This is a genomic window from Limnobaculum zhutongyuii, from assembly GCF_004295645.1.
Taxonomy (GTDB): Bacteria; Pseudomonadota; Gammaproteobacteria; order Enterobacterales; family Enterobacteriaceae; genus Limnobaculum; species Limnobaculum zhutongyuii.
Window position 1 is genome coordinate 1,349,364 of the sequence record NZ_CP034752.1, and the last position, 24,748, is coordinate 1,374,111.

A 24,748-nucleotide genomic window follows, 5' to 3' on the forward strand; every position below is an offset into this window, starting at 1 on the left:
ATCAGCGGTATACCTGACTTATGATTCTGCTCATCGATAACTACGACTCTTTCAGCTATAACCTGCTCGATTATCTTTGTCAGTCTTATTCTGATGTGAGGATCGTCAAGAATGACCAGTTGCAGCTCGATGAAATCGCCGCTTTAGCGCCTGCGGCGATTATTCTTTCTCCCGGCCCCGGAACACCAGAGAATGCCGGTATTACGCTGGAGGTAATTCGCAGTTTTGCCGGTGCCATTCCGTTACTGGGGGTTTGTCTTGGTCATCAGGCAATTGCTCAGGCATTTGGTGCACGTATTGTTAAGTGCCCGGTGCCAACCCATGGCAAAACCGAATTAATTACCCATGATGGCCGTACGCTGTTTGACCATCTTCCCAGCCCGTTACAGGTTACCCGTTACCACTCTCTGATGGTGGAGCCCTCTTCTCTGCCGCCAGAACTGGAGATATCGGCGATAACCCATAACGGTATTATTATGGGACTGCGCCATAAACAGTGGCCAATTGAGGGAGTACAATTCCACCCGGAGGCGATTCTGACCGAAAGTGGTTTGAAGCTGTTGCAGCAATTTGTAACCACTTACACCAGTGAAGGAGCCTGATATGAAATTACGCTTTGATTTTAATCGTCAGGTTCAACTGTTTGAGCACCCGCTAAAAGTCATTACTACTTCTGAGCTCAGTGAAGTGACAGCAAAGCTGGCAGAGGTTGAGCAAGCCGTAGACAGCGGCCTGTACGCTGCCGGATATCTTTCTTATGAAGCCGCCGCTGCATTCCAGTCCTATTACCAAACGCCACCGCAGGGAGATATGCCGCTATTGTGGTTTGGTCTGTATCAGCAACCACTTACTGACGACTCCTCTGATATCCCCGAAGAGTTATTCGAGAATATTTTATCGGAATGGCAACCGGCTACCTCCACAGAGGCATACCGTCAGGCAATTCTGCGCATCAAATCAGAAATTGAGGCGGGTAATACTTATCAAACCAATTACACCATTCGACTGGAAGCTGAAGTCACTGAGTGCAGCGAACAGGGCTACTATCGACTTTATCAGCAGCTGCTTAGCGCCCAGCAGGCTGAATATGCCGCCTGTCTGGATATCGGCCGTTTCAAAATTTTATCCGCTTCGCCGGAGCTGTTTTTTCACTGGCGTCAGGGTACGCTCACCGCTAAGCCAATGAAAGGAACGGCTAAAAGAGGTCTGGATGCTCAGGACGATCTGATGCGTCAGGAACAGCTAAGAACCTCAGAAAAAGATCGGGCAGAAAACGTGATGATCGTTGATTTACTACGCAACGACATCAGTCAGGTGGCGATTGCCGGTAGCGTAAAAGTACCTGCGCTATTTGATATTGAACAATACCCTACCGTCTGGCAAATGACCTCAACCATTAGCGCTCAGACGCGTCAACAAACCAGCCTTACCGATATTTTCCGCGCACTATTTCCCTGTGGTTCAATTACCGGAGCGCCCAAAGCCAGCACGATGCGCTTAATATCTCAACTTGAGCCACAGCCCCGGGAAGTCTACTGTGGGGCCATCGGTTATATCACGCCAGATAAAGAAGCCCTGTTTAGCGTTCCAATTCGCACGGTGATTATCGATACCGAGAAAAGCATCGCCCGTTATGGCGTAGGCGGCGGTATCACCTGGGATTCCACCGCAGAAAATGAGTATCAGGAAGTGATTAACAAGGCCGAGGTTTTGCGCGGTGTTACTCTGCCCAAACAACTGCTGGAAAGCCTGTTGTTAAAGGATGGCGATTATCATCTGTTAACACTGCATCTTAAACGTTTATCCGCTTCTGCCCGCTATTTTAACTTTGTGCTTGATGCCGACAAGCTGACAGAACAGTTACAGCAGTTAGCCACTGGCTACCAACAAGGGGAATATAAAGTTCGCCTGCTGTTGGAACAAAACGGTGAGGCAACGCTAAGTTGTGATCCGATTACACCATTAACTCAGCCATTGATCGCCAACTGGGCTCCTTTTGCAGTACATAGCGATAATAACCTGCTTTACCATAAAACCACCCTGCGGGATCACTACCCTGCGGCTACGTTGGACAACGAGTTTTTGCTATACAACCAGCGGGATGAAATCACCGAGTTTGTAAATGGTAATGTGGTTTTATTGATTGATGGACAATGGCTAACCCCGGCAATCTCTTGTGGTCTCTTGCCGGGAACCGAACGACAGGCATTATTGCAGGCAGGAGCCATTCGGGAAGCGATTCTGACCAAAGCACAGTTCCAACAGGCGCAGAAGATCGGATTTATTAATAGCGTTCGAGGCTGGCGGGAAGTGGTGTGGCGGGATGATTTAAGTTGAGTATCGTTGGATTATTGTTAGATTTATTGGTTGTCTAAGAGTGGTATAGGACAGCTATGCCTTGGTCATCGAAATGTAGAATAGCAATTAATCTATACAAATGTTCAATTTGTCAGATGCCCTTTTCAAGCGCTTCAATTAACGATATTGCTAACTGTTTATAACTAGTCACAAGCTGCGGTGGGAAATCGATTTCTTTATATTTTATTAAGGCAATCGCTAACGAGGCAAAAAATAGCCAATAATTATCGCTCTCTTCTAAATCTATTTCTCCTAAAGTGACTGACCAACGTTGGTGAATTGGAGGATGAGTTATCGTTCCACCTAAATTATGCTTAGGTGTAACAACAGCCAGAAATACATTACCGAGAGCTATTCCAGCCGACCTCTTCATTCTCACTTTATCTGCAGGATAACCACTTGTAATTGAGTAATCGTCAACTTTTGACAACATCATATGGGAAGCAAAAAAATCACATGCCATTTCTTCCTCATGAGGATCTTCCGGAGCATTGCCTTCAGATTGAAAAATTACGTGCTTTAATTCATGCAGAAATACATACGCACCCGCCATTAGAACGAGATCGAACACGGCAGCCTGTTCCATATTTTCAGGCTTTCCTTCTTCTGGTTGGGGAATTACAGCAGGCCAATCAAAATCGTTTTCACTTTCAGCGTTGTTTAACTGTTCTATAGACTTAATGATTCTGGAAAAGCAGTCATATTTTTCTTTCTGCTCTGACAGAACCTCGATCACATTAAGATCGAATTTCAAACTATAACGCCAGGCTAGTTCAATTACTGCTGAATAACAGTGAAGGGAATCGAGACATGCAAAGCCAAAAATCCACATTTGAGCTAAAGACCTTTGGGTAAACTGAATTACGCCATAGGCTCCGGCATCAAGATTAAAGCCACTTCTATCCCCAATTCTTCGGAATTGTGCTGAATGCTTTTCAACTAAATCGAGGACTTCCCTGAACCTTTCTGGAACAACACCTTCAAACAGTTTTTCTAATGCTTGATTCTCGTTCATTAATTCGCCCTGGCATATAACGGTTATCAGAATTTCAGCTCAAGGATAAATCAATACAAATACGCCTGATTAACCGCCCAATCTACTTCACCACCTCATTATTCAGCGACTTAACCCATTCCTTCACCGCCAACCGAGAGATCTTAATTCCCCCCTGCTTCAACTCCGCAGGCAAAACATAGTAACTATCCGGGATCTGAAAACGGGTTATTTTACCTTCCAGCCATGCGGATAATTGAGATAAATCCAGCCCCGGTAATGCATCAACCACCGCCACCGGACGCTGGCCAAACTCCACATCATCAACCGGCACCACAAACGCCTGTTCAATCAGAGGATGGGATATCAGTACTCGCTCAATGTCTTCCGGCTGAATGCCTTCCCCACCGCTGAAAAACAGGTTATCCATACGCCCGCAGATATACAACTCACCGTTTCGCATCTCACCGCGATCGCGGGTATGGAACCAGCCCTGGCTGTCGCTTAGTGGCCGAATTTCGCCCTGCTGCCAGTAACCCAGCGCCTGACCGCTACCCCGCAGCCAGATTTCATTATCCACCAGTTGTAATTCTCTGCCGGGTAAAGGTACACCTACACCAGCGGTGGCGTCGGCGGGTTTGGCGCAAGTAGTAGAGGCCATTTCCGTCATGCCATATCCGCACCAGCAACTGATTCCTGCCTGTTGTGCGCGTTCGGTTAACTCAACGGGAATAGATGCTCCCCCCAGCAACACCTGCTTAAGCACTAACTTATCGGCATCTTGTTCCAGCAAACGCCAAAGCTGAGTTGGTACCAGTGAAGCATGAGTACAGCCAGCCAGTGCCCGATCTAAAGGGTGCATATTACGCTGCACCAGAGTGGCACCTTTTTGCAACCACCGCCATATTACCCCCTGTCCGGAAACATGAAACAGCGGTAAGGAGAGCAACCAACTGTCACCTGATTCGAACGGCATCCGCTGTAACAACCCGGCGGCATTGGCTAAATGGGCTTGTGGTGTATGTACCGCCGCTTTTGGCAGTCCACTGGAACCGGAAGTTAGCGTCATGGTTAATGACTGTGCTGATGACCAGTCAGCCATCAATTGAGTATCAAAATTGCTGACGGAGAGTTGCTCGATACTGAATGAAGGTAGTGATTTAACCCTGTCCGGCCACGTCGAAGAATGGCTGCTCCAACCCCAATCGATATTCAGGATCGGCAGCAGTTGCGCCTGTAATGCGTCGGGTAATTGAGGATTGAGCGGCAAAACTCGGGCACCCAGCTGTAAGATCGCCAGATACCCTAACAACAGTTCAGGACTGTTTTTGCCGTTCAACGCTACGCCCTGCCCGGCTCGAACACCATGATGATAAAACAGGTTACAAAGGGCATTAACCTCGTCAGCTAAACATCGCCAACTGACCGACTGCTGTTCTCTGATAATTGCCGTGGCGTTTGGCTGTTCACTTGCCCACTGCTGCCACGGCCAATGACTAAAAACCGTTGAAGTTAACGACGCCATACCACTTCCAGCGCATCAACATCCAGCACAGGGAGTTCACTGTCAGGCCACGGACGTACCAACTGCGATTGCATCAGTGACAACGTGTCTAACCCCGGAATGGTATCCGGTGTCAGCCATGCGGCCATTCTTGCCAACTGGGTCAGACCAAGGCTGGTTTCAATCGATGAGCTGATAACAGCAATTAAACCTGCTTTGTGTGCCTGATCAATCAGCATATGGCAGCGTTGAATGCTACCCACCAGCGTTGGTTTAATCACAATCGCCGCAACGCCTGGCTCTGCTTCCACCACAAAGTCAGCTTCACGTACACTCTCATCCCATGCAATGGCAATGCCTGTTTCACGGGAGAAATCGCGAGATTCATCGCGGGTTTTGCAAGGCTCTTCCAGAAACTGAATGCGATCCCGGAACTGAGGCTGTACATATTTGGCAAAACCATCGGCTTTCGCACGAGTCCAGCTGCGATTGGCATCCAGACGCAGTTTCAAATCAGGAATGGCTTCCAGCAGCAGATTAACAATCATGCCGTCACGAACTGCTTCGTACAGGCCGACTTTAACTTTTGCCACTTTTTCGCCCGGCATGGCGCCCAATACGGCAAACAGTTCATCCGGATCGCCATTACACAATGGTGCCTTGCGGTAATCTGCTTTTTGCGGCAGAAAGCCTGACAGCTCCCCCATCGCACAGCTCAAACCAAAAGCCACGGAAGGCAGTGCGCTTTCAAACGCCTGTTCGCCGTTAACCCAACTGTGTAACCAGCCCAGTGTAGCGGCTTCCGCCTCTTCCAACGTCTCTTCAGAAAACTCCGGTAATGGGGAGATCTCTCCCCACCCCTGTTTGCCATTCTCTGTCAGGCAAACCAGCAAGCCATCGCGCGTTTTTAGCCGTTGATTGCGCAGAATCACCCCTGCCTCCATCGGCAGGCTAAAACGGTAGAGTTCGACTTTACGCATTATGGATTACGCTTAAATTTGCTGAAGTCCGGCTGGCGTTTCTCATTAAACGCATTGCGCCCTTCCTGACCTTCGTCAGTCATATAGAACAGCATGGTGGCGTTACCGGCCAGCTCTTGCAGACCTGCCTGACCATCACAGTCAGCATTCAGAGCCGCTTTCAGACAGCGCAGCGCCATCGGGCTGTTTCTCAGCATTTCACGACACCAGCGAACCGTCTCTTTTTCTAAATCAGCAACAGGAACTACGGTGTTAACCAGTCCCATATCCAGCGCTTCCTGAGCATTGTACTGACGGCACAGGAACCAAATTTCACGGGCTTTTTTCTGACCAACGATGCGAGCCATATAAGAAGCGCCCCAGCCGCCATCAAAAGAACCGACTTTAGGACCAGTCTGACCGAAAATTGCGTTTTCTGCGGCAATAGTCAGGTCGCACATCATATGCAATACATGACCGCCACCAATGGAGTAACCGGCGACTGCGGCAATAATTGGTTTAGGACAGGTGCGAATCTGGCGTTGGAAATCCAGCACGTTCAGATGGTGAGTACCGCTGTCATCTTTATAACCGCCGTAATCGCCGCGCACTTTCTGGTCACCGCCGGAACAGAACACCTTATCACCTTCACCGGTCAGAATAATAGTACCGATATGATCGTCGTAGCGGGCATCGGCTAACGCCTGAATCATCTCTTTCACGGTCAGAGGACGGAATGCGTTACGCACTTCAGGACGGTTTATAGTAATTTTTGCAATACCGTCGGCTGATTTATGGTAATAAATATCCTGAAATCCTTCAGAGCAATCCTGCCATTCGATAGGTGCGTAGAGTTCCTGTTCACTTGGATAAAGCATAATTAGCATTCCTTCAAAAATGTAAGCAACTGTGCGGCAAAACCTTCAGGGTTCGCCGAATGTGCATTATGACCTGCTGCGGCTACAATACGCAGCGGAAAGTGATTTTCAAGCGCAATTTGCTGAAACTTTGCGTCCTGTTCACCACAGAGATAACAAAAAGGTATATTTCGCTGTATCAACCGCGTATTTAACAATTCGCCCACTTGGGGCTGACGGCCCAACGACGTCGATTCCAGCATTTGTGCCACATTATCACCACGATTATGACTACGGCGCAAAATCAACTGCTGGCGGCTTTGATCGCTCAGATTGGCAAACACCGGCTGTTGATACCACTGAACTAACACCTCTGACAGCGGCTGCTGGCGAAACTGTTCAGCCCAGCGGCCGTCATGCTGTAAACGCGCCTGTCGTTCCGATTCAGAACTGAGTCCTGGGTTTCCCCCTTCGACCACCAGCCCGACTAATCCATCACTCTCACCAAAGCAGGTATGATACATCGCACCGCGACCACCGAGAGAGTAACCAATAAGAATATAGCGATTAATATTACAGGCCAACAGGGTTTCAGTCAGTTGCTGACTTAACTGCTCAAAACCGTTAACACTAATATCTTGCGACTTGCCGTGGCCGGGTAAATCAATAGTGAGACAAGACCAGCGATTAAGATAAGGTAACACGCTACCCCAATCCTGCCTGTCACCCAGTAATCCATGAAGAAACACCAGCCAGGGCTGATGGTTATCTGCCGCAGCCGATGGATAACGGGTTACTGCCAACATCAGAAGTTCACCACATCGTTAACTAACTGACGCAATGTTTCAGCGCCATCGTGTGGAGCTACCTGTAATTCCAACAGTAGAACTCCGCCCTGTTGCCAGTGAGCGTCTACGGTTTGTTTTACCGCCTGCCAGCTTTTCGGATTGGCATAGGCTAAACCAAACATTGCCGCAGCATGCTCAAAGTTTATGCCGTGCGGCATGCGATAGAAACGTTCTCTTTCCGCTTCCGGCGTTGGCAGAAGTGAGAAAATCGAACCACCGTCGTTGTTCACCACCACCAATACCACCGGAGCAGTACATTGTTTCATTAACGCCAGAGAGTTTAAATCGTACAGCGCGGAAATATCGCCCAGTACTGCCAGCATCGGCTTGTCAGCCGCACGTTGAACCCCTGCGGCAGTGGAAAATAAACCGTCAATCCCACTGGCTCCACGGTTACTGTATACCGGATAGCCTGCCGGTAACTGTGCCAATGCATCGATCAGCCGCACAATCAGACTATTACCCGCCCAAAACACACCGTTTACCGGCAACAGCTCGCTTAAATGACAAGCCAGTTGCGCTTCACCAAACTGATGTGCCAGAGATTCGGTAACATGAGCGCGTACCCGAGTGGCTAAGATAGTAAGTTGGTCAGCCCATGGTTGTAGGGCTTCTGCCGGATGCAGTTTCAGCCACTCGCTAATGTCAGCCACCAAACGGCGACCACGATGATTCGCCGGATCTAAACGCCCGTTAATATTATCAATCAACCAATACTCTTTTGGACAACAGCTGGCTTGCCATTGCAGCATACGCTTACCCGTCAGGCTGGCACCAAATTGCACCACTATCTCTGCCTGTGCCAGTATCTCCTGCGCTTTGGGGTTATTCAGCCACAAATCCGCACAGGGTAATGGCTGTCCGCTACTGGAGAGCACATCCGCTAGCAGGGGCCAGCCTAACTGTTTAGCCCAGGCGGCTACCTGTTCGCCCTGCTCTGCCCCCATGCGCGCCGCAACCACCACACCACGACGCTGCCGCCACTGAGGCCAATCCGGCTGTTGTGTCACCATGCGTTGGTTATCGCTGATTAACCAGGGTTTATCGCCTTGCCACCAGTCGCCCAAGGTTTTGGACCAGTCAGCATAGGCAGAAGCATCACCGCCATACAGCGGCTCTGCAAACGGGCAGTTAATATGTAATGCCCCTTGTTTCTGTTCACTTAGCGCTTGATCGAGCGTTGAGGCCAGCCATGCGGCTGAAATATCTGGCGTAGGTCGGGGTAATGACAGTGATTGACCCGGATGGTCAGCAAAAATACCCTGCTGACGAATGGCCTGATTAGCACCACAATCAATTAATTCAGGTGGACGATCGGCAGTCAGTAAAACCAGACGCTCCCCTGTCAGGCTGGCTTCAATCAATGCAGGATACAAATTTGCCACTGCCGTACCGGAAGTCACAATCACCGCAACCGGCTGACCGGTAACTTTAGCGATACCAAGAGCCAGATGACCAAGGCCGCGCTCATCAAAATGGGTATGACAGGTTATTTTGGCGTTAGCCGCCGCTTCCAGCGTAAGAGAGGTAGATCGGGAACCCGGTGCAATACATACATGTTGAACCCCGTGGCGGGTTAATGTTTCTAATAGCACTGCCGCCCAACGGCGGTTAAACACACTTATCGACATGGGGAGTTCACCGAAGATCAGTTTAATCTATTGATTTAACTGAAAAATAGAATCCATAATGGTCACATATATTACACTAAGCATGCAGTGGCGACAATGAAATGCCCGAATGGCGCGGGTTTGTCAGCAAACGTATTGATTTTTAAGTTAATCCCCACTCTGTGGCAACCTTTCAACCGTCTGGCCTGTAGCATGATTGTTATGAATTATGGCAATAGAGGAAGTTCAGAAACATTAAGATACATTTAGTTTCAGGTGATTACAGATGACTAAAATCATCGCTAATTTAAACGAAATGCAGGCCGATCGCCAAAAACCGTTAACCGCAGTTCACTGCTTTCCGGATCTTCATCATGATCGTAGACCAACACTTTGAAATCCAGCAGCTTGGGAATAGCCGCATATTCCGGGGTTTGCAAAAACTCATTCATTACTTGTGCTAACAGATTCATCCAGTACTGATATTTTTCCTGTTTATCATTGGTATCAAAATAGCGGTAATCCTCGTCTTCCACACAATTCATACTGCTAAAACACTGATACTTCCAGTCCCCGGTATTGTATTTAAGGCTTAAAATACCTTCGTCTGTCTGATAATAGTCCTTACGCGCACCCGTCTGATAGTAATGCAGGATCTCATTCAGATAACCCTGAGTCGTCAGGCATAAATTCAGTTCAACACCTTCCCAAATGTTACAGTCAAAGGCAAACGCGGAGAACACCTCTCCGGGATGAGCGTCAATAAATTGGCTAACTTCATTTCTGACAAATAACATCACCTCATTAAATGAGGCCTGGTTATCTTTATCCAAGGCGGGTATCTCCGATCCATAGAGTACGAATTAATAATTTAATGATAATACCAGTCAGGCTCGGTTTCATTCGCATCAGGGTGACTGTTAAACACAGGGACCAGAGTTGGATAGAACCATAAACTGGCTGGCGTTACGGTTTTACGATCCCAGGGTATCGCCCCTAAAAACCAAAAGTGCCAGAATTGTAGCTTCGCATCGGGATTACTACTGAGCAGTGCGTCAAAGGTTTCAATTTTTCCTATCGAAATAGACAAGCCTTCACGATAAAGATCAAACACGAATTTGGAACAAAACTGGCGGGAGGACTCATATTTAAAGCCGGTGTGATACAGCACTTTTAAACGTTCAGGCACCTTTTCAACCAGCGACTGCTTTTGTTGCTCGGTTAATCCCCTTCCAGACGACGAACGCCGTAGCGTCCATCAACGGAACGGGAAACAAATTTAGTCAGCGTGGTGGTTTGGGACAGCGGAACTTTACTCTCCGCCACAATATAATCCTTGCCATCATGACCGATAATAATCCCTACGTGGTTACTCCAGCATGCCGATGCGGCAGAAACCTGGCGAAACAGCAAATTGCCAATACAGGTAAATACCACATCGCCCACTTCATAGGCCGTCGGATAATTAACGTTCATAGCGATTCCTTTAACTTACGGGACGTTGATTAAACAGAAATTTCCCACAAATTATCCAGTTAGCACTATTGAATCAATGGCCTCGACAAACCTTTACCATCACTGACAAATCTGACAGTTCTGTTAGTTAGTTACCCCTGCGTCTCCATCAGAGTGACTCTCTTCATCCTGCACTTCCAACACGTAATAAGCCACTGCGCAAAACAGCGAATTAAGCCTTCTCATATCCGCCAGTAAGCCCATATGCAGTGAGCTGGTCTCCATGCTTTGCAGATTCTTATGATGCAGGCGCTCTACGTGCCCCAAAGAGTAACGCTGATTCAGCAGGCGAAAGCGATGCTTGGCGCGACGCAGGCGACGAGCATTATCAATGTCACCGGACAGAAATACCGACATGGCTAAGTCCAGATTTTTAACCAGACGTAAATACAGGGTATTGAGTTCTTCCATGCCTTTTAAAGAAAAAGATTTGCGCACTCCCAGCGATTTAGAGGATACCTCAGAGGTCATACGGTCGATAATCTCGCCTGCCTGTTCCAGATTTACCGCAGTATCGATAATTTCGGCCCAACGGCGGGAATCGACCGTGCTTAAACTCTCTTGCGGCAGTCTTGCCAGATAGAGCTTAATCGCACCGTACAACATATCTGTTTCATCTTTCAAATGAGCCACTTCACGGCGGTGCTGCTGATTCCCTGCTAACACTTCATTAAAGCCCACCAGCATCTGCTCTACCACATCCCCCAGACGCAGAGTTTCCCGTACCGCATTGGCCAGCGCCAGCGATGGCGTATCTAATGCCGCACTGTCAAGATAGCGAGGGGTTAGTTGAGCTGCTATTGCAGGGTCTTCCGCTATCATGCGCGTGGTAAGACGGGCCATTGGATTAACCAGTGGCAACATCAAAATACAGCGCAGCAGGTTGTACAATACGTGGAAATAGATCACCACTTCCGCAGCAGGCAGTGAGTACTGACGCAGCCATTGAGTCAGTACGGCAATCCACGGCACCACCAGCACGCAACCAATAATCTTAAACAGCAGACTGCCCAATACCAGACGTCGTGACGTTGCCCCCTGCCCACGGCTGCTAAGCAAAGCCAGGAAACCGCTGCCCAGGTTAGAACCAATGACAATACACAGCGCAATATTAAGTGGTACCAGCCCGGTGGCGGCCAGCGTGGCGGTTAGCAATACTGCCGCCAGACTGGAGTAACTCACCATGGCAAACAGTGCGCCAATTAATAACGCTAAAACGGCATCACCAGCCAGAGAGGAGAAAACCTCCCGTACTGCGCTGGCCTGAGTAATGGGTTCGGCTGAAATGACAATCAGTTGCAGAGCCAGCAAAATCAGCCCCAGTCCAATACCAGCCCGGCCCACTTGCCCGATACGGGTTTTCTTCTGGCTTAAAAAAGTAATCACACCAAACAGAATCAACAGCGGCGATAGCCAGGAGAGATCGAAGGTCAGCACTCGCGCCATCAGTGCCGTACCCACATCAGCCCCTAACAGAATCACCAGTGCTGGCGCTAAACCAATCAGCCCCTGAGAGACAAAAGAGATCACCAATAATGCGGTGGCATTGCTGCTTTGCACCAGCGCAGTTACACCTACTCCGGCGATAAATGCCCGCCATTTTTTCTGAATGCTGGCGCTCAGTATCCGACGCAGATCGGAACCAAACACCCGCATCACACCGGTACGAACAATATGAGTTCCCCAAACTAACAGGGCCACAGAGGAGAGCAAATGAAGCAAGGTCAGCATAGCAAATTCCTGTTATTCAATTTCAGAAGAACGCTCCTGTTTATTGAATGTAATAAACCACCTGTTTAATCTTTAAAAATAGCAATAGAAGGCGCAGATGACGACGCCCTCAGGCTTATAGTTGAATTAACGATAATGATTCAAGTTATGATGAATAATCGACAACAGCTTCTGATTATCAACTGATTGTAGCACGGTAACCGGTTTACCCTGTGCCGGTGCGATACCCACATCTAAGCGAAGATTATGCGGATCCCGCTGCCAGGTCGTGCCGCGAGTTAATACGCCTTCCAGTGCCACATCAACATAACGAGAAGTATAGGTAGCCACACTGCGATCCAACAACCAGGCAACCACTAAAACATCATGGATCCAGCAGCCGGGCAGACCCCGAGTTTGAATGGAGTAATCCATCCATGGTCGTATGGTTTCCACCAGAAAGTGACACAGCGGCGTATCGATTTCCGCTATTTTATCTAAATCCTGATGCAGCATTTGCGTTTGTACCGTGGCATCCATAGGAACCAGGGTAATATTAGCACCGCTGGTCAATACCACATGGGCCGCTTCCGGGTCGACACCAAAGTTAGTATCTTTAATATACCCATCAACATTAAATACGCCGCCCATAATGACAATTTCAGCCACATGGTGAACCAAATCCGGATAGAGCTGGATAGCATGAGCAATATTGGTTAATGGTCCGATAGCCACTAAGGTAATTTCACCGGGGTTGCTGCAAATCAGCTTGCCAATTTCATGGGCTGCTAACGGGGCTTCATAATCCGCCATGCGCAACGTTGGTACCTGTTGCCACAGGTTAGTCAGACCGCTGCGTTCTGCACCATGATCCAGCTTATCCCGCCATGGGCCTGCCGGTTCAACCAATGCCTGTGAAGCACCCCGACGTACCGGAATATTCAACCCCAGACGCTCTACTAATGCACGCGCCACCGAAAAACCCACCATACTGGGGGTATTGCCAGAAACCGTAGTAATCAACTCCAGCGAAATATCCGGTGCAGCAATGGCTAAAGCCAGAGCCAGACCATCATCAACATTGGCACCGACCACACCATTTCCCGGATCACAATCAATTATTAAGCGCATAATTATCTTTTCAGTTTAGTCGAGTGAACCCTTCGCTGTGACGAACACCCGCAGGATTCGCCTATCTGTAGCTCAAAGGCAAACTCTTGTACGTTAGGGGAATCATTCCAATTCTTCAGCATCTCAATCGCCGCTTTGGCCATTTTGCTCACCGGTTGACGAACAGTGGTTAAAGAAGGCACGTTAAATTGTGATTCAACGGTACCGTTAAAGCACACCAGCGCCAGCTCATCAGGTACAGAAATAGAACGCTCGGACAGGGCTCGTAAACACCCCAGGGCCTGTAATTCGTTGGTCGCGAATAAAGCTCTGGGAAGTTTGCCCTGTAGCATTAGCTCTGCCGCCTGATAGCCGCCCTCTCGGGTATAATCAGTAGAGAAAATCCACTGCTCGTTAACCGTTAAACCGTTCTGTTGCAGCGCGTCACGCCAGCCATTAATACGATCCTGCGTATTCAGCATCTCCCTCGGCCCACAGATAATGGCAATATCGCGATAGCCGTGTTCAATCAGATGCGAGGTCGCCTGAAACGCCGCGGCTTTTTCATCTACGCGAATGGCACTTACCTTAAGTGCCGGGTCGACCCGATCCAGCATCACAAATGGCGTACCGCTGGCCTGAATCAGCTCAATGTAAGGATGACGGTCAACGCTGGTATACAACAATCCATCCACCTGACGGTGCAACAAATTATTAATTAATTCCAGTTCGCGTTGGCGGTCATCTCCTGCATCCCCTAATAGCAATACCTGACCGTGGGTGAATGCCTCCTGTTGGAGAGCATGTGCCATTGAAGAAATAAATGGGTTAGAAATATTTGGCACAACCAGACCATAAGTTCGGGTGGTTCCCGATGCTAAGGCTCTGGCAATGCCATTTGGCCGGTATCCTGTTTTCTTGATCGCCGCTAACACGCGCTCGCGGGTTGCCTCTGCAACCGGACGCGGCCCGTTATTGATGACATAGCTAACCACGGCAACCGATGTCCCCGCTTCACGTGCCACATCGGAACGCGTTACGCGGCGAGAATGTTGATTCAACACTGCGTTACTCACTTAATCTGCCTGGCAGATAAAAATAACTATGATTATCAGACTTTTATACAGGATACCGAACCTGGTCCCGGAAAAATACCCAACTCAGACAATAACATATCATTTTGTCGGGAATTAATCGGCACACATCAGGCTATATTGCATCTTCTGGCAGATTAAGGTCGCGACCCCGAGTTTCCGGCGCAAAAAAGGTTGCAACTAAACCGATACCCGCCATAAACACGAAATAGACCGCAATCGGCCACCAGTGACCGGTATAAGACAGCATGGCCGAAGCCACAAGCGGAGCCGTTCCGCCCGACATAATAGAACCCAGCTCTTTAGCCACCGCCATTTTGGTATAACGATTAGTGACACCAAACAGCTCAACGCCCCATGCCGCCTGTACGCCAAAGATGCCCAGTGACGCCAGTCCCATACCAACAATGATGGTAATCATCACAATAATCGGTTCGCGGGTTTCCAGCAGCATAAAGGCCGGAAACGCATACAGAACCAGCAAAATACAAAACCAGCGATAGGTAATTCGACGACCAAACCGATCGGATAGCCACCCGGCCAGTGGAATAATCAAAAAGCCCAGCAATGAAGCGATAAATACTGCCATGGTGGGTACTGACTTATCAACCATCAGAACTTTCGCCACATAGCCAATAATAAAGCCCTGAGCCAGATAGGAAGGTCCATTTTCACCAATTCGTAAACCAACCATAATCCAGAAGGCTTTGGTACGTTTCCAGAAACTACGGGTATCTTTCTCAGCAACCTGCTGATGCCCTTTCTCCATGGCTAAACGACGCTGCTCTTCCAGAACCTGTTTTTGACGCTCAAATACCGGTGTTTCACGCATATGGCGACGAATAAACAGCGCAACCGCAGCAATCAAAATACTGGACAGGAACGGTATACGCCATCCCCACTCCAGCAAGCTCTGCTTATCCATCTGCAATACAATCAACCATACTAAAGACGCCAGTAAAGTACCGCTGTTAGAGCCCAGAGCAATGATTGATGATACCAGACCACGTTTCTCAGCCGGAGCATACTCTCCCAACATCACGGCACCACCGGAAAGTTCTGCACCAGCCCCCAGCCCTTGCATAAAACGCAGAAAGGCTAAGCAACCCGGAGCCCACAAACCGATAGTGGCATAACTGGGTATCAGGCCAATTAGGGTGGTTGAAGCCCCCATCAGCGTGATAGTAATCACCATCACTAACTTACGTCCTTTACGATCCCCCAACCAGCCAAACAACAACGCACCAATAGGTCGGGCAATAAAGCCCACCGAATAGGTAGCAAAGCTGGAGATTAGCGCCACAACCGGAGTAGCATTTGGGAAGAAGACATCACCAAAAATGATACCTGCCGCCAGCCCGTACAGTGCGAAATCGGCATATTCCATGGTGGTTCCTAACCAGCATGAAAACGTCGCCCGCCAGAAATCTTTACGCCCTTCCTGCGTTGTCAGCCTCTCATCGGCCGCCGTCATCTCTGACGAAGCCTGAGGTAATGACTCAGAGCTATTTATTATTGTCATTCGTTATCCCCTGTGTAATACAGATTAACAGCCGGAATCCGGCGTGCTGCTTGCCCATATAACTAACGATTTGACCAATCCTATTACTAAGGATACTCAATCATTTCGTTATGCTGCAAAGTTTATCTACCCGCGTAGATAGATCAAATCTACTCGCGTAGATTTTGACATTGTTCACAAAACGCGTTGTTTTTACCTGATTAATGTGACAAAAAAATAAATGGATAAAAAAAAATTACAACCAACGCCGCACACGTTGGCAATAACGCTGATAGTTTTCACCAAAAATCTCAGACAGAGCCCTTTCTTCCGGGATAATTTGAAAACGAGTGATAAACGCAATAAACAACACAACCCCCACCAATCCGAGCAGATTTCCCAACCAGAAACAGATACTCAGCAGCAATAAAGCCAATGCCAGATACATCGGATTACGAGAAAAAGCATACAGTCCAGTATCAACCAGAGTAGTGGCCGAAGTTACATTAATGGGATTTACTGTGGTCTTCTGGCGATAAAACATTGCCAGGCTGGATAATCCAATAATACCGGACGCCAGAAAGCAGAAGCCGGACAACACCAGCATCAGAGCAGATTCCATTCTGAATGACGGAAAGCACCCGTTAATTAAGCCAATAATCAGCAGAGAAATAACAAAGATAATCGGTGGAGGAAAACGCAATTCCAGTGCTGAATATTTCATGGCTTCACCCTTTATTCTTCCAGCAGCGTTCTCAATCCCGCCGCTTTGTTCTCTATCTCCAGCCACTCCTGCTCGGGGTCAGAACCCGCGACAATACCGGCTCCGGCATACAGATGGATATTACGACCTTCCACCAAAGCAGAACGCAGAGAAACAGCGAACTCGGTTTGGTTTAAAGAGATATACCCGGCAGAACCGGCGTACCAGTCACGAGTAAAGGGTTCATGTTGCAAAATAAACTGACGGGCAGGTTCACGAGGAAGCCCGGCTACTGCCGCCGTTGGCTGTAGCCGTTGCAGACTGTCTGCATCATTAGCCACCGCCAGCTCCGCATGAATACAACGACGCAGATGCTGCACCTTACGTAAGCGAACAATCTCCGCAGGCAGAACGTCAATGGCCAGAATACCGCCTTGCAACCGCTGGCAAATATCATCAACTACCAACAGGTTTTCATGCTGATTCTTTTTATCCTGCATTAACCAGTCACCCAGTTGTTTAGCCTGTTGGTTATCCGATGAACTGGCCACCGTACCCGCCAGCGCTTCGGTAGTCAGATGTTGGTCAACCCGCAAAAACAGGCATTCCGGAGACGAACCCAAAAATGCGGTTTTATCATCCATCCGCATCATAAAGTGGAAACAATGGTGATTAACTTTCTCACTGGCATTAAGAAAAGCTGCCGGATTTAGCGGTTCATTTAGTGATAATGTTGATTTACGCGCCAACACCACTTTTTCAAACTGCCCCTGTTGAATAGCGGCTAGTGCCTGATTTAACAGATCGCACCACCCCTGCTTTTCTGGCTGATGCTGTACTGAATTGACCGTTACATTAAGTACCGGTAACGGTTTGGAGGTAGTTAACTGCTCAATGCTTTTCAGTGCAATAGCCACATCGTCAGCCAGCGAGGTCTCACTGTAAAGGTTCACCACCAGCTTACCGCCATCTATATCCCGCAACAGCTCAATACGAGGCAGGAACAATGCACTTTTGGGCGTGTTTAATGACGGCGTTTCTACCTGATCAAAGGTATTCAACCCCCAAATACGCATATCGGCGACGTTATTAGAAATCAAAAACTGACGGGCAGAATCCGCATCATTAAAACGGATCACTTCACCACATACCGCCGCCTCTTCTAAATCATCACGCTGACGCCAGTAAAACTGTGGGAAAACTGGCTGAGCCGCAAGCCAGCTGAGTAACGAGGTACGTTGCTGAAGCGTGAGGGAAACGGTAATACGCTCCCGACTTGGTTCCGGGCGAGCAACTTCTTGCAGGCGCTTATGCAGCTGCGTCACCAGTTCAGATATTTGCTTCACTACAACCTCTCGGAGATAAAACTTAAAACAACGGATTATACGGTGGATTGAATCGAAAATCAGATAAAAAATGTTCCACTATCACTTGGTCTTGAGCTATCAGCAAATTCAAACATCGGGAGAGATTGCCGTTGGGGTCGACTTGGCGTAAGCCAACGAAGCGCCCCTAGGAAATCTATGCCCGATGCTCGCTAATGCCAAGTACTGATGGTTTTCCGACCGGGCACAACGTCAATATACTCTCACAGCCTTTACGGTCGGAATATCCACTGAAACTGATACCTATAAATGAAAAATACCGGCCAAAATCGCCGGTATTTTCTCAAAACAACAAACTATTACATCATCGGAAATGCATACCGTGCCAGCTTAATCAGTGGCTCCGGATACAGACCGAAGAACAGCACCGATAATGCCGACAGCAGAACCACCACACCACCGGCGGTTAACGCCCAGTTGCTTGGCGTATCACGCTGACGCTCTTGCGGCGCTTCCAGATACAGGCTGACCATGGTACGCAGATAGTAGTAAAGACCAATCGCACTACCTACCACTACCGTAACGGTTAACCACCACAGGTCAGCGCTCACACCGATTGCGATAACATAGAACTTACCAATAAAGCCCAATGTCATCGGCACACCGGCCAGAGACAGCATCATCACGGTTAACACCGCAGACAGAATTGGCTTATGCCAGAACAGACCGCGATAAGCATATAAAGACTCAGCATCCGGGCCGGTATACGGGCTGGACATCAGACTGACCACACCGAACGCACCCAGGCTGGCAAACAGATAACCGGCCAGATAGACGTTGATGGTTTCAATTGATAACTGATGACCCTGAACCGCAATCAGCGCTACCAGCAGGTAACCCAAATGAGCGATAGAAGAGTAACCCAGCATCCGCTTAATGTTGCTTTGGGTCAGTGCCAGAATGTTACCAAACAGAATGGAACAGAAGGCAATAATCGCCAATACGGTACGAACCGACTCACCATCAGCCACCGGCGCATACATAAACATCCGCACCAGTGCACCGAAGATAGCAATCTTACTGGCGGTAGCCAAAAAGGTTGATACCGGAGCCGGAGCACCCTGATAAACGTCCGGCGTCCAGAGTTGGAACGGCACCAGCGACAGCTTAAAGCCAAAACCAACCAGCATCATACCCAGACCAACAATCAACAACGGTTGATGCAGCACTTTATCACTCATGCTGTGACCGAGATCGGCGAAGGACAAGCCACCGGTTCCCGCATACAGCAGCGCCATACCAAACAGTAAGAATGAAGAGGCTGCAGCAGACAACACCATATATTTAATGGACGCTTCCAGTGAACGGCGCTGGCGATAGGCATAACCCACCAGACCAAACAGCGGCAGTGAAAGCAGTTCAATACCAATAAACAGCGATGCCAGATGGTTAGCACCAGCCAATACCACCCCACCCAATGCAGCGATCAGCACCAGCAGATAAAACTCTTCTTTATTATCCGGGTAGCCACTCAGCCATGGGTAAGCAAAGGTACAGGTTGCCAGACTAGCCAGCAGCACCAGTGCGGTGAAAAAGATTGAGAATCCATCGATTCGTAACAGCGGGGTCACATCCGTTGCCGGTTGCTGTGCAACAATAAACAGCGAAAGCAGCGCAACGTTAAGGCCAATAACCGTAATCGTTGCATTAAGGAAGTGATCGCGTCGCCACGCAATGGACAGCATCACAACCACCACGGTCAATCCAACGATTAACAGCGGTAATAGAGAAAGCATATGTTGTGCAGTTAGTGTCATGGCGATTTACTTTCCTATAGACATGTCTGGAGATACGGAAGCCGCAGCGTTATACCATTGAGAAATGGTGCTCACCGCAGAGTGTGACGTATCCAGAACCGGCTGAGGGTAAACGCCTAACAGTACCAGCAACACCACCAGTAACAGCACCATGGACAGCTCACGCACGTTCATGCCTGCAATTGGTTTATCAGATTTTGGTGCACCGTAATAAGCACGTTGCATCATAACCAGTGAGTAAACTGATGCGAATACCAAACCAAACGTTGCCACCACGGTAATAACCGGAACTACCGGATAGCTTCCAAACAGAATCATAAATTCACCAACGAAGTTACCGGTTCCCGGCATACCTAACGTCGCTACGGCAAAGAACAGCGACAGCGCTGGTAAATAACGAATACGCTTCCACAGACCACCCATTTCACGCATATCGCGCGTATGCAGGCGCTCATACAGTTGACCACTGATGATAAACAGACCGGCAGCCGACAGACCGTGAGCAATCATCTGCACCACCGCACCCTGATAAGCCAATACGCTGCCGCTATAGATAGCGATCATCACAAAGCCCATATGGGAAATACTGGTGTAAGCGATTAAACGTTTAATATCGGTCTGAACAAACGCCATCCATGCACCGTAGAAGATCCCCAACACACCCAGCCACATAGCGATTGGCGCAAATGCATGAGACGCTTCCGGGAAGAACGGCAGACTGAAACGCAGTAAACCATAAGCAGCGGTCTTCAACAGCAGACCGGCAAGGTCAACAGAACCTGCGGTTGGTGCCTGACTGTGAGCATCCGGCAACCAGCCGTGCAGTGGCACTACCGGCATTTTCATCGCAAAGGCGATAAAGAAGCCCAGCATCAGCAGGAACTGCACTTCGTAAGACATTGGCGTATTCAGCAAGTCTTCATAGTTGAAGGTCATCACACCGGTGGCTTTGAAGTGAACAAACACCAGACCAACGATGGCAATCAACATGAACAGGCTGCTGGCCTGCGCATAAATAAAGAATTTAGTCGCTGCGCTAATGCGGGTTTTACCGTCAGATCCTTTATGCCCCCAGAGAGCAATCAGGAAGTACATCGGAACCAGCATAATCTCCCAGAAGAAGAAGAACAGGAACATATCGACCGCCAGGAACACCCCCATCACCCCGCCAAGAATCCACAGCAGGTTTAAATGGAAGAAACCCTGTGAGCGTTGACCTTCTGTCCATGAACAGAGAATAGCCAGCAGCCCCAGAAAAGCCGTCAATACAACCATCAGCAGTGACAGACCATCTAATGCCAGATGGATCTGAATGCCAAGGCTTGGAATCCAGTCTACGCGGAATGGTTCAGCCAGCCACATGTTCTGCGGAGAAGTGACGGTAAAACCGCTCTCCATCCACAGATACAGGGAGAGAACCAGCGTTAACCCCATCGATATCAGCGCAACATAACGAGGCACTTGTTTACCTAAGCGCTCGCTCGGCCAGCAAAGGAAGCCGCCGATAAAGGGTAAAAGTATTAGCCAAGGTAGTAGCATGGCGTTTTATGTCCTTTATTTGAATAAGCTTTATTTGAAAAACTACAAAATTTTTCTTTTGTTAAGTTATTCAGTTAAACCCACAATAACAGAGCCAATACGACCACTGCACCCAAAGCCATTGACGCGGCGTACCAGCGCAACAGACCATTTTCACTGACTACCATCGTACGGTTACATAAGCGGACAAACATCGCCGTCAGGTTCATCAGAGAGTTCAGTGGATCACGCTGTAACAACTTCGCCACTGCCAGATAAGGTTTAACAAACACCTTGTCATACAGCCAGTCGAAGCCCCACGCGTTATACCACCAGGTAGAGAGCAGTTTGCCCGGTCCGCTTTGTGCAATGCTGGTAACCAGTTGACGTTTGCCAAGGTACAGCACCGCCGCCAGTAAGATACCAACAATCGCCACACCACCGGAGATCATCTCTAACATCAGTTTGCCTTCTTCCGGCCATTCGCGAACCGGTAACACACCGTCCAGCGGCAGCGCCAGGAAAGCACCCACAGCGGTTGATAACACCAGCAGCACCACCAGCGGTAAAGTATGGGAAATCCCACCAACTGAATGCGCTTCGGTTTTCTCTTCACCGTGGAACACAATAAAGATCATGCGGAAGGTATACAGCGAGGTCAGGAATGCCCCGACTAAACCTGCCAGCATTAAGTTAAAGTGGCCTGATGCATAGGCTTCAAACAGGATCTTATCCTTACTAAAGAAGCCGGAAGTGACCATTGGTAATGCAGACAGCGCGGCACCACCCACCAGGAAGCAAACATACACCAGAGGGATCTTCTTACGTAATCCACCCATTTTGAAAATGTTTTGCTCATGGTGGCAAGCCAGAATCACCGAGCCGGATGACAGGAATAACAGCGCTTTAAAGAAAGCGTGAGTCATCAGGTGGAAGATTGCTGCGTCCCATGCCTGTACGCCCAGCGCCAGGAACATGTAACCCAGTTGACTCATGGTTGAGTAGGCCAGAACACGTTTAATATCGGTTTGAACCAGTGCTGCAAAACCTGCCAGCAACAATGTCACACCACCGATAACACCCACCAGATTCAGTACCTCTGGCGTCAGCAGGAACAGACCGTTAGTACGGGCAATCAGATAGACACCCGCGGTAACCATGGTCGCGGCGTGGATCAGAGCAGAAACCGGTGTTGGGCCCGCCATCGCATCGGCCAGCCAGGTTTGTAACGGTAACTGTGCTGATTTACCTACTGCACCACCCACTAACATCAGGGTTGCCCAGTTCAGCGCCGTTGAACCTGCGGCAAATTTCTGCGGAGCCAGTTCCAGCATCTCACGGATGTTCAGCGTACCCAATTCACGGAACAGGATAAACAGACCAATGGCCAGGAACACGTCACCCACGCGGGTCACGATAAAGGCTTTCATGGCCGCTGCGCCATTGTTTGGATTGGTATAGTAGAAACCAATTAACAGGTAACTACACAGCCCTACCCCTTCCCAGCCGAGATACATCAGCAGTAAGTTGTCGGCCAGTACCAAAACCACCATGCTGGCGATAAACAGGTTGGTATAAGCAAAGAAACGGGAATACCCCTCTTCACCACGCATGTACCATGAGGCATACAGGTGAATGAAGAAGCCAACGCCTACCACCACTGACAGCATAGTGACCGACAGGCTATCCAGCGTTAACGTCACGCTGATATCGAAGTTATCCACTTTCATCCAGGTCCAGAGTACCTGTTGAGATACTTCTGCCGGATTGCCCTGAGAGACAAAGCTATAAACTATCCACGCCGTAACCAGAGCTGCCAGACCGATAGAACCCACACCCACCGTAGCAGAGGTGTTCTCAGACCAGCGACCGCGGGAGAATGCCAGCAGCAAAAAGCCCAGCAGCGGTAGCAAAATTGTTAGATATAGTAGGTTCTGGTTCATCCGCGCATCTCACTGACAGAGTCGACATTCAGGGTTTGACGACGACGATGAAGCTGTAATAACAGCGCCAGACCAATACTGGCCTCTGCCGCTGCAAGGCTAATCACCAGAATGTACATCACCTGTCCATCCGGCTGTTGCCAAAAGCTACCCGCCACTACAAACGCCAACGCTACGGCGTTGATCATGATTTCCAGGCTGATCAGCATGAATAACAAATTACGACGGATCAGCAGCCCGGCCAGACCCAGCGCGAACAGAATCGCCGCCAGTATCAGACCATGTTCCAATGGGATCATGCTTGTTCCTCCGTTTTGTTAATCGACGCTTCAGCACTCTTGTTCTCACGACCTAAGTGGTAAGCAACAACAAGACCTGCTAACAGCAGCATAGAAGCCAGTTCAACGGCAAGAACGTAAGGACCGAACAGGCTCACACCTACTCGTTTCGCGTCTACCATATCCCCATAAATAGGTTGACCCGCTGCGCTATAGATACCAATGCACAGGATCACTAACAGCACCAGACACAGTGCCGCAGGGCCAAGCCATACGCCAGGTTTCAGCCATTCACGCTCCTGATGGGTGACTGAATCACCAAGATTCAGCATCATCACCACGAACACGAACAGCACCATAATGGCCCCGGCGTAAACGATAATTTCAAGCGCACCGGCAAAGTAGGCTCCCAGCGAGAAAAACACGCAGGAAATAGCCAGCAGCGAGACGATTAAAAACAGCAGCGCATGCACCGGATTGGTATGTGTAATCACCCTTAGCGTTGCCAGAACGGCAATGGCCGCTGAAATATAAAATGCAACTTCCACGTTCCGCTCCTTTAGGGTAAAAGACTTTTCAGGTCGATTGGTTTAGATTCATTTTCCGCTTCGCCTTTACCCTTGCCGTCAATCGCCATACCGGACATACGGTAGAAGCTATACTCAGGGTATTTACCCGGACCAGAAATCAGCAGATCTTCTTTTTCATACACCAGATCCTGACGTTTAAAGTCAGCCATTTCAAAGTCTGGCGTTAGCTGAATGGCCGTAGTCGGGCAAGCCTCTTCACACATGCCGCAGAAAATGCAGCGTGAGAAGTTAATGCGGAAAAACTCCGGATACCAACGGCCATCCTGCATCTCCGCTTTTTGCAGCGAGATACAGCCAACCGGACAGGCAACCGCACACAGGTTACAGGCTACGCAACGCTCTTCTCCGTCAGGATCGCGGGTCAGAACAATACGGCCACGGTAACGAGGCGGGACGTAAATAGGTACATCCGGGTACATTCTCGTGTCACGCTTATGAAACGCGTGCAGGAAAATCATCCACAGACTGCGCAGTTGGGTACCGAAACCAACCACTAACTCTTTTAATGTCATGG

General features: G+C 49.1%; 21 protein-coding genes and 1 pseudogene. 2 read left to right on the plus strand and 20 right to left on the minus strand.

Annotation, left to right across the window (positions count from 1 at the left end; genetic code table 11):
• Positions 1-20: 20 nt before the first annotated feature.
• Both EKN56_RS05630 and pabB read left to right on the plus strand, forming a co-directional pair.
• On the plus strand, positions 21-602 hold the full coding sequence (locus tag EKN56_RS05630; RefSeq protein ID WP_130590912.1) for an anthranilate synthase component II: 582 nt from the start codon (positions 21-23) through the stop codon (positions 600-602).
• 1 nt (position 603) lies between these two features.
• Positions 604-2,337, plus strand: a complete 1,734-nt coding sequence (gene pabB / locus EKN56_RS05635; RefSeq protein ID WP_130590913.1) for an aminodeoxychorismate synthase component I — start codon at positions 604-606, stop codon at positions 2,335-2,337.
• A 112-nt stretch (positions 2,338-2,449) separates the two neighbouring features.
• Here the strand turns inward: pabB and EKN56_RS05640 are convergent, their stop codons facing one another.
• The 20 genes and pseudogenes from EKN56_RS05640 to nuoI all read right to left on the minus strand — a co-directional run bounded on the left by EKN56_RS05640 (position 2,450) and on the right by nuoI (position 24,746).
• Positions 2,450-3,373, minus strand: coding sequence for a phage exclusion protein Lit family protein (locus EKN56_RS05640; protein ID WP_130590914.1), 924 nt, complete (start codon positions 3,371-3,373; stop codon positions 2,450-2,452).
• Between the two features lie 82 nt (positions 3,374-3,455).
• Positions 3,456-4,877 (minus strand): o-succinylbenzoate--CoA ligase, encoded by a 1,422-nt coding sequence (gene menE, locus EKN56_RS05645; protein ID WP_130590915.1) that lies wholly within the window; start codon positions 4,875-4,877, stop codon positions 3,456-3,458.
• Positions 4,865-5,836, minus strand: coding sequence for an o-succinylbenzoate synthase (gene menC, locus EKN56_RS05650; RefSeq protein WP_130590916.1), 972 nt, complete (start codon positions 5,834-5,836; stop codon positions 4,865-4,867). Before menC ends, menE begins: the two co-directional genes overlap by 13 nt.
• On the minus strand, positions 5,836-6,693 hold the full coding sequence (gene menB / locus EKN56_RS05655) for a 1,4-dihydroxy-2-naphthoyl-CoA synthase (RefSeq protein ID WP_130590917.1): 858 nt from the start codon (positions 6,691-6,693) through the stop codon (positions 5,836-5,838). Before menB ends, menC begins: the two co-directional genes overlap by 1 nt.
• A 2-nt stretch (positions 6,694-6,695) precedes the next feature.
• Entirely contained in the window at positions 6,696-7,478 is a 783-nt protein-coding gene (gene menH, locus EKN56_RS05660; protein ID WP_130590918.1) for a 2-succinyl-6-hydroxy-2,4-cyclohexadiene-1-carboxylate synthase, read from the minus strand.
• The gene (gene menD, locus EKN56_RS05665) at positions 7,478-9,151 is read right to left on the minus strand and encodes a 2-succinyl-5-enolpyruvyl-6-hydroxy-3-cyclohexene-1-carboxylic-acid synthase (protein WP_130590919.1); all 1,674 of its coding nucleotides are present in this window, start codon (positions 9,149-9,151) and stop codon (positions 7,478-7,480) included. The genes menH and menD overlap by 1 nt, the downstream gene beginning before the upstream one ends.
• Positions 9,152-9,432: 281 nt before the next feature.
• Positions 9,433-9,963 carry a DUF4303 domain-containing protein gene (locus EKN56_RS05670; RefSeq protein WP_130590920.1) on the minus strand — a complete coding sequence of 177 codons (531 nt, stop codon included), beginning with the start codon at positions 9,961-9,963 and terminating at the stop codon, positions 9,433-9,435.
• A 38-nt stretch (positions 9,964-10,001) separates the two neighbouring features.
• A pseudogene (locus tag EKN56_RS05675) lies at positions 10,002-10,606 on the minus strand (YebB family permuted papain-like enzyme).
• A gap of 123 nt (positions 10,607-10,729) precedes the next feature.
• On the minus strand, positions 10,730-12,376 hold the full coding sequence (locus EKN56_RS05680) for a Na/Pi cotransporter family protein (protein WP_130590921.1): 1,647 nt from the start codon (positions 12,374-12,376) through the stop codon (positions 10,730-10,732).
• A gap of 126 nt (positions 12,377-12,502) precedes the next feature.
• Positions 12,503-13,486, minus strand: a complete 984-nt coding sequence (locus EKN56_RS05685; RefSeq protein ID WP_130590922.1) for a nucleoside hydrolase — start codon at positions 13,484-13,486, stop codon at positions 12,503-12,505.
• Positions 13,487-13,488: 2 nt separating this feature from the next.
• Positions 13,489-14,541 carry a LacI family DNA-binding transcriptional regulator gene (locus EKN56_RS05690; protein WP_407656526.1) on the minus strand — a complete coding sequence of 351 codons (1,053 nt, stop codon included), beginning with the start codon at positions 14,539-14,541 and terminating at the stop codon, positions 13,489-13,491.
• 133 nt (positions 14,542-14,674) lie between these two features.
• Entirely contained in the window at positions 14,675-16,081 is a 1,407-nt protein-coding gene (locus tag EKN56_RS05695; protein ID WP_130590923.1) for an MFS transporter, read from the minus strand.
• A 235-nt stretch (positions 16,082-16,316) separates the two neighbouring features.
• On the minus strand, positions 16,317-16,784 hold the full coding sequence (locus EKN56_RS05700; protein ID WP_130590924.1) for a methyltransferase family protein: 468 nt from the start codon (positions 16,782-16,784) through the stop codon (positions 16,317-16,319).
• An 11-nt stretch (positions 16,785-16,795) separates the two neighbouring features.
• Positions 16,796-18,109, minus strand: a complete 1,314-nt coding sequence (menF, locus tag EKN56_RS05705; protein WP_130590925.1) for an isochorismate synthase MenF — start codon at positions 18,107-18,109, stop codon at positions 16,796-16,798.
• A gap of 338 nt (positions 18,110-18,447) precedes the next feature.
• Positions 18,448-19,905 (minus strand): NADH-quinone oxidoreductase subunit NuoN, encoded by a 1,458-nt coding sequence (gene nuoN / locus EKN56_RS05710; RefSeq protein ID WP_130590926.1) that lies wholly within the window; start codon positions 19,903-19,905, stop codon positions 18,448-18,450.
• Positions 19,906-19,911: 6 nt separating this feature from the next.
• Positions 19,912-21,444 (minus strand): NADH-quinone oxidoreductase subunit M, encoded by a 1,533-nt coding sequence (gene nuoM, locus EKN56_RS05715; RefSeq protein ID WP_130590927.1) that lies wholly within the window; start codon positions 21,442-21,444, stop codon positions 19,912-19,914.
• Positions 21,445-21,518: 74 nt separating this feature from the next.
• A complete protein-coding gene (gene nuoL / locus EKN56_RS05720; protein ID WP_130590928.1) occupies positions 21,519-23,366 on the minus strand; it encodes an NADH-quinone oxidoreductase subunit L in 1,848 nt (615 codons plus the stop codon).
• Positions 23,363-23,665, minus strand: a complete 303-nt coding sequence (gene nuoK / locus EKN56_RS05725) for an NADH-quinone oxidoreductase subunit NuoK (RefSeq protein ID WP_108901855.1) — start codon at positions 23,663-23,665, stop codon at positions 23,363-23,365. Before nuoK ends, nuoL begins: the two co-directional genes overlap by 4 nt.
• Positions 23,662-24,192, minus strand: coding sequence for an NADH-quinone oxidoreductase subunit J (nuoJ, locus tag EKN56_RS05730; protein ID WP_130590929.1), 531 nt, complete (start codon positions 24,190-24,192; stop codon positions 23,662-23,664). The genes nuoK and nuoJ overlap by 4 nt, the downstream gene beginning before the upstream one ends.
• An 11-nt stretch (positions 24,193-24,203) precedes the next feature.
• A complete protein-coding gene (gene nuoI, locus EKN56_RS05735) occupies positions 24,204-24,746 on the minus strand; it encodes an NADH-quinone oxidoreductase subunit NuoI (RefSeq protein WP_108901853.1) in 543 nt (180 codons plus the stop codon).
• Positions 24,747-24,748 lie beyond the last annotated feature (2 nt).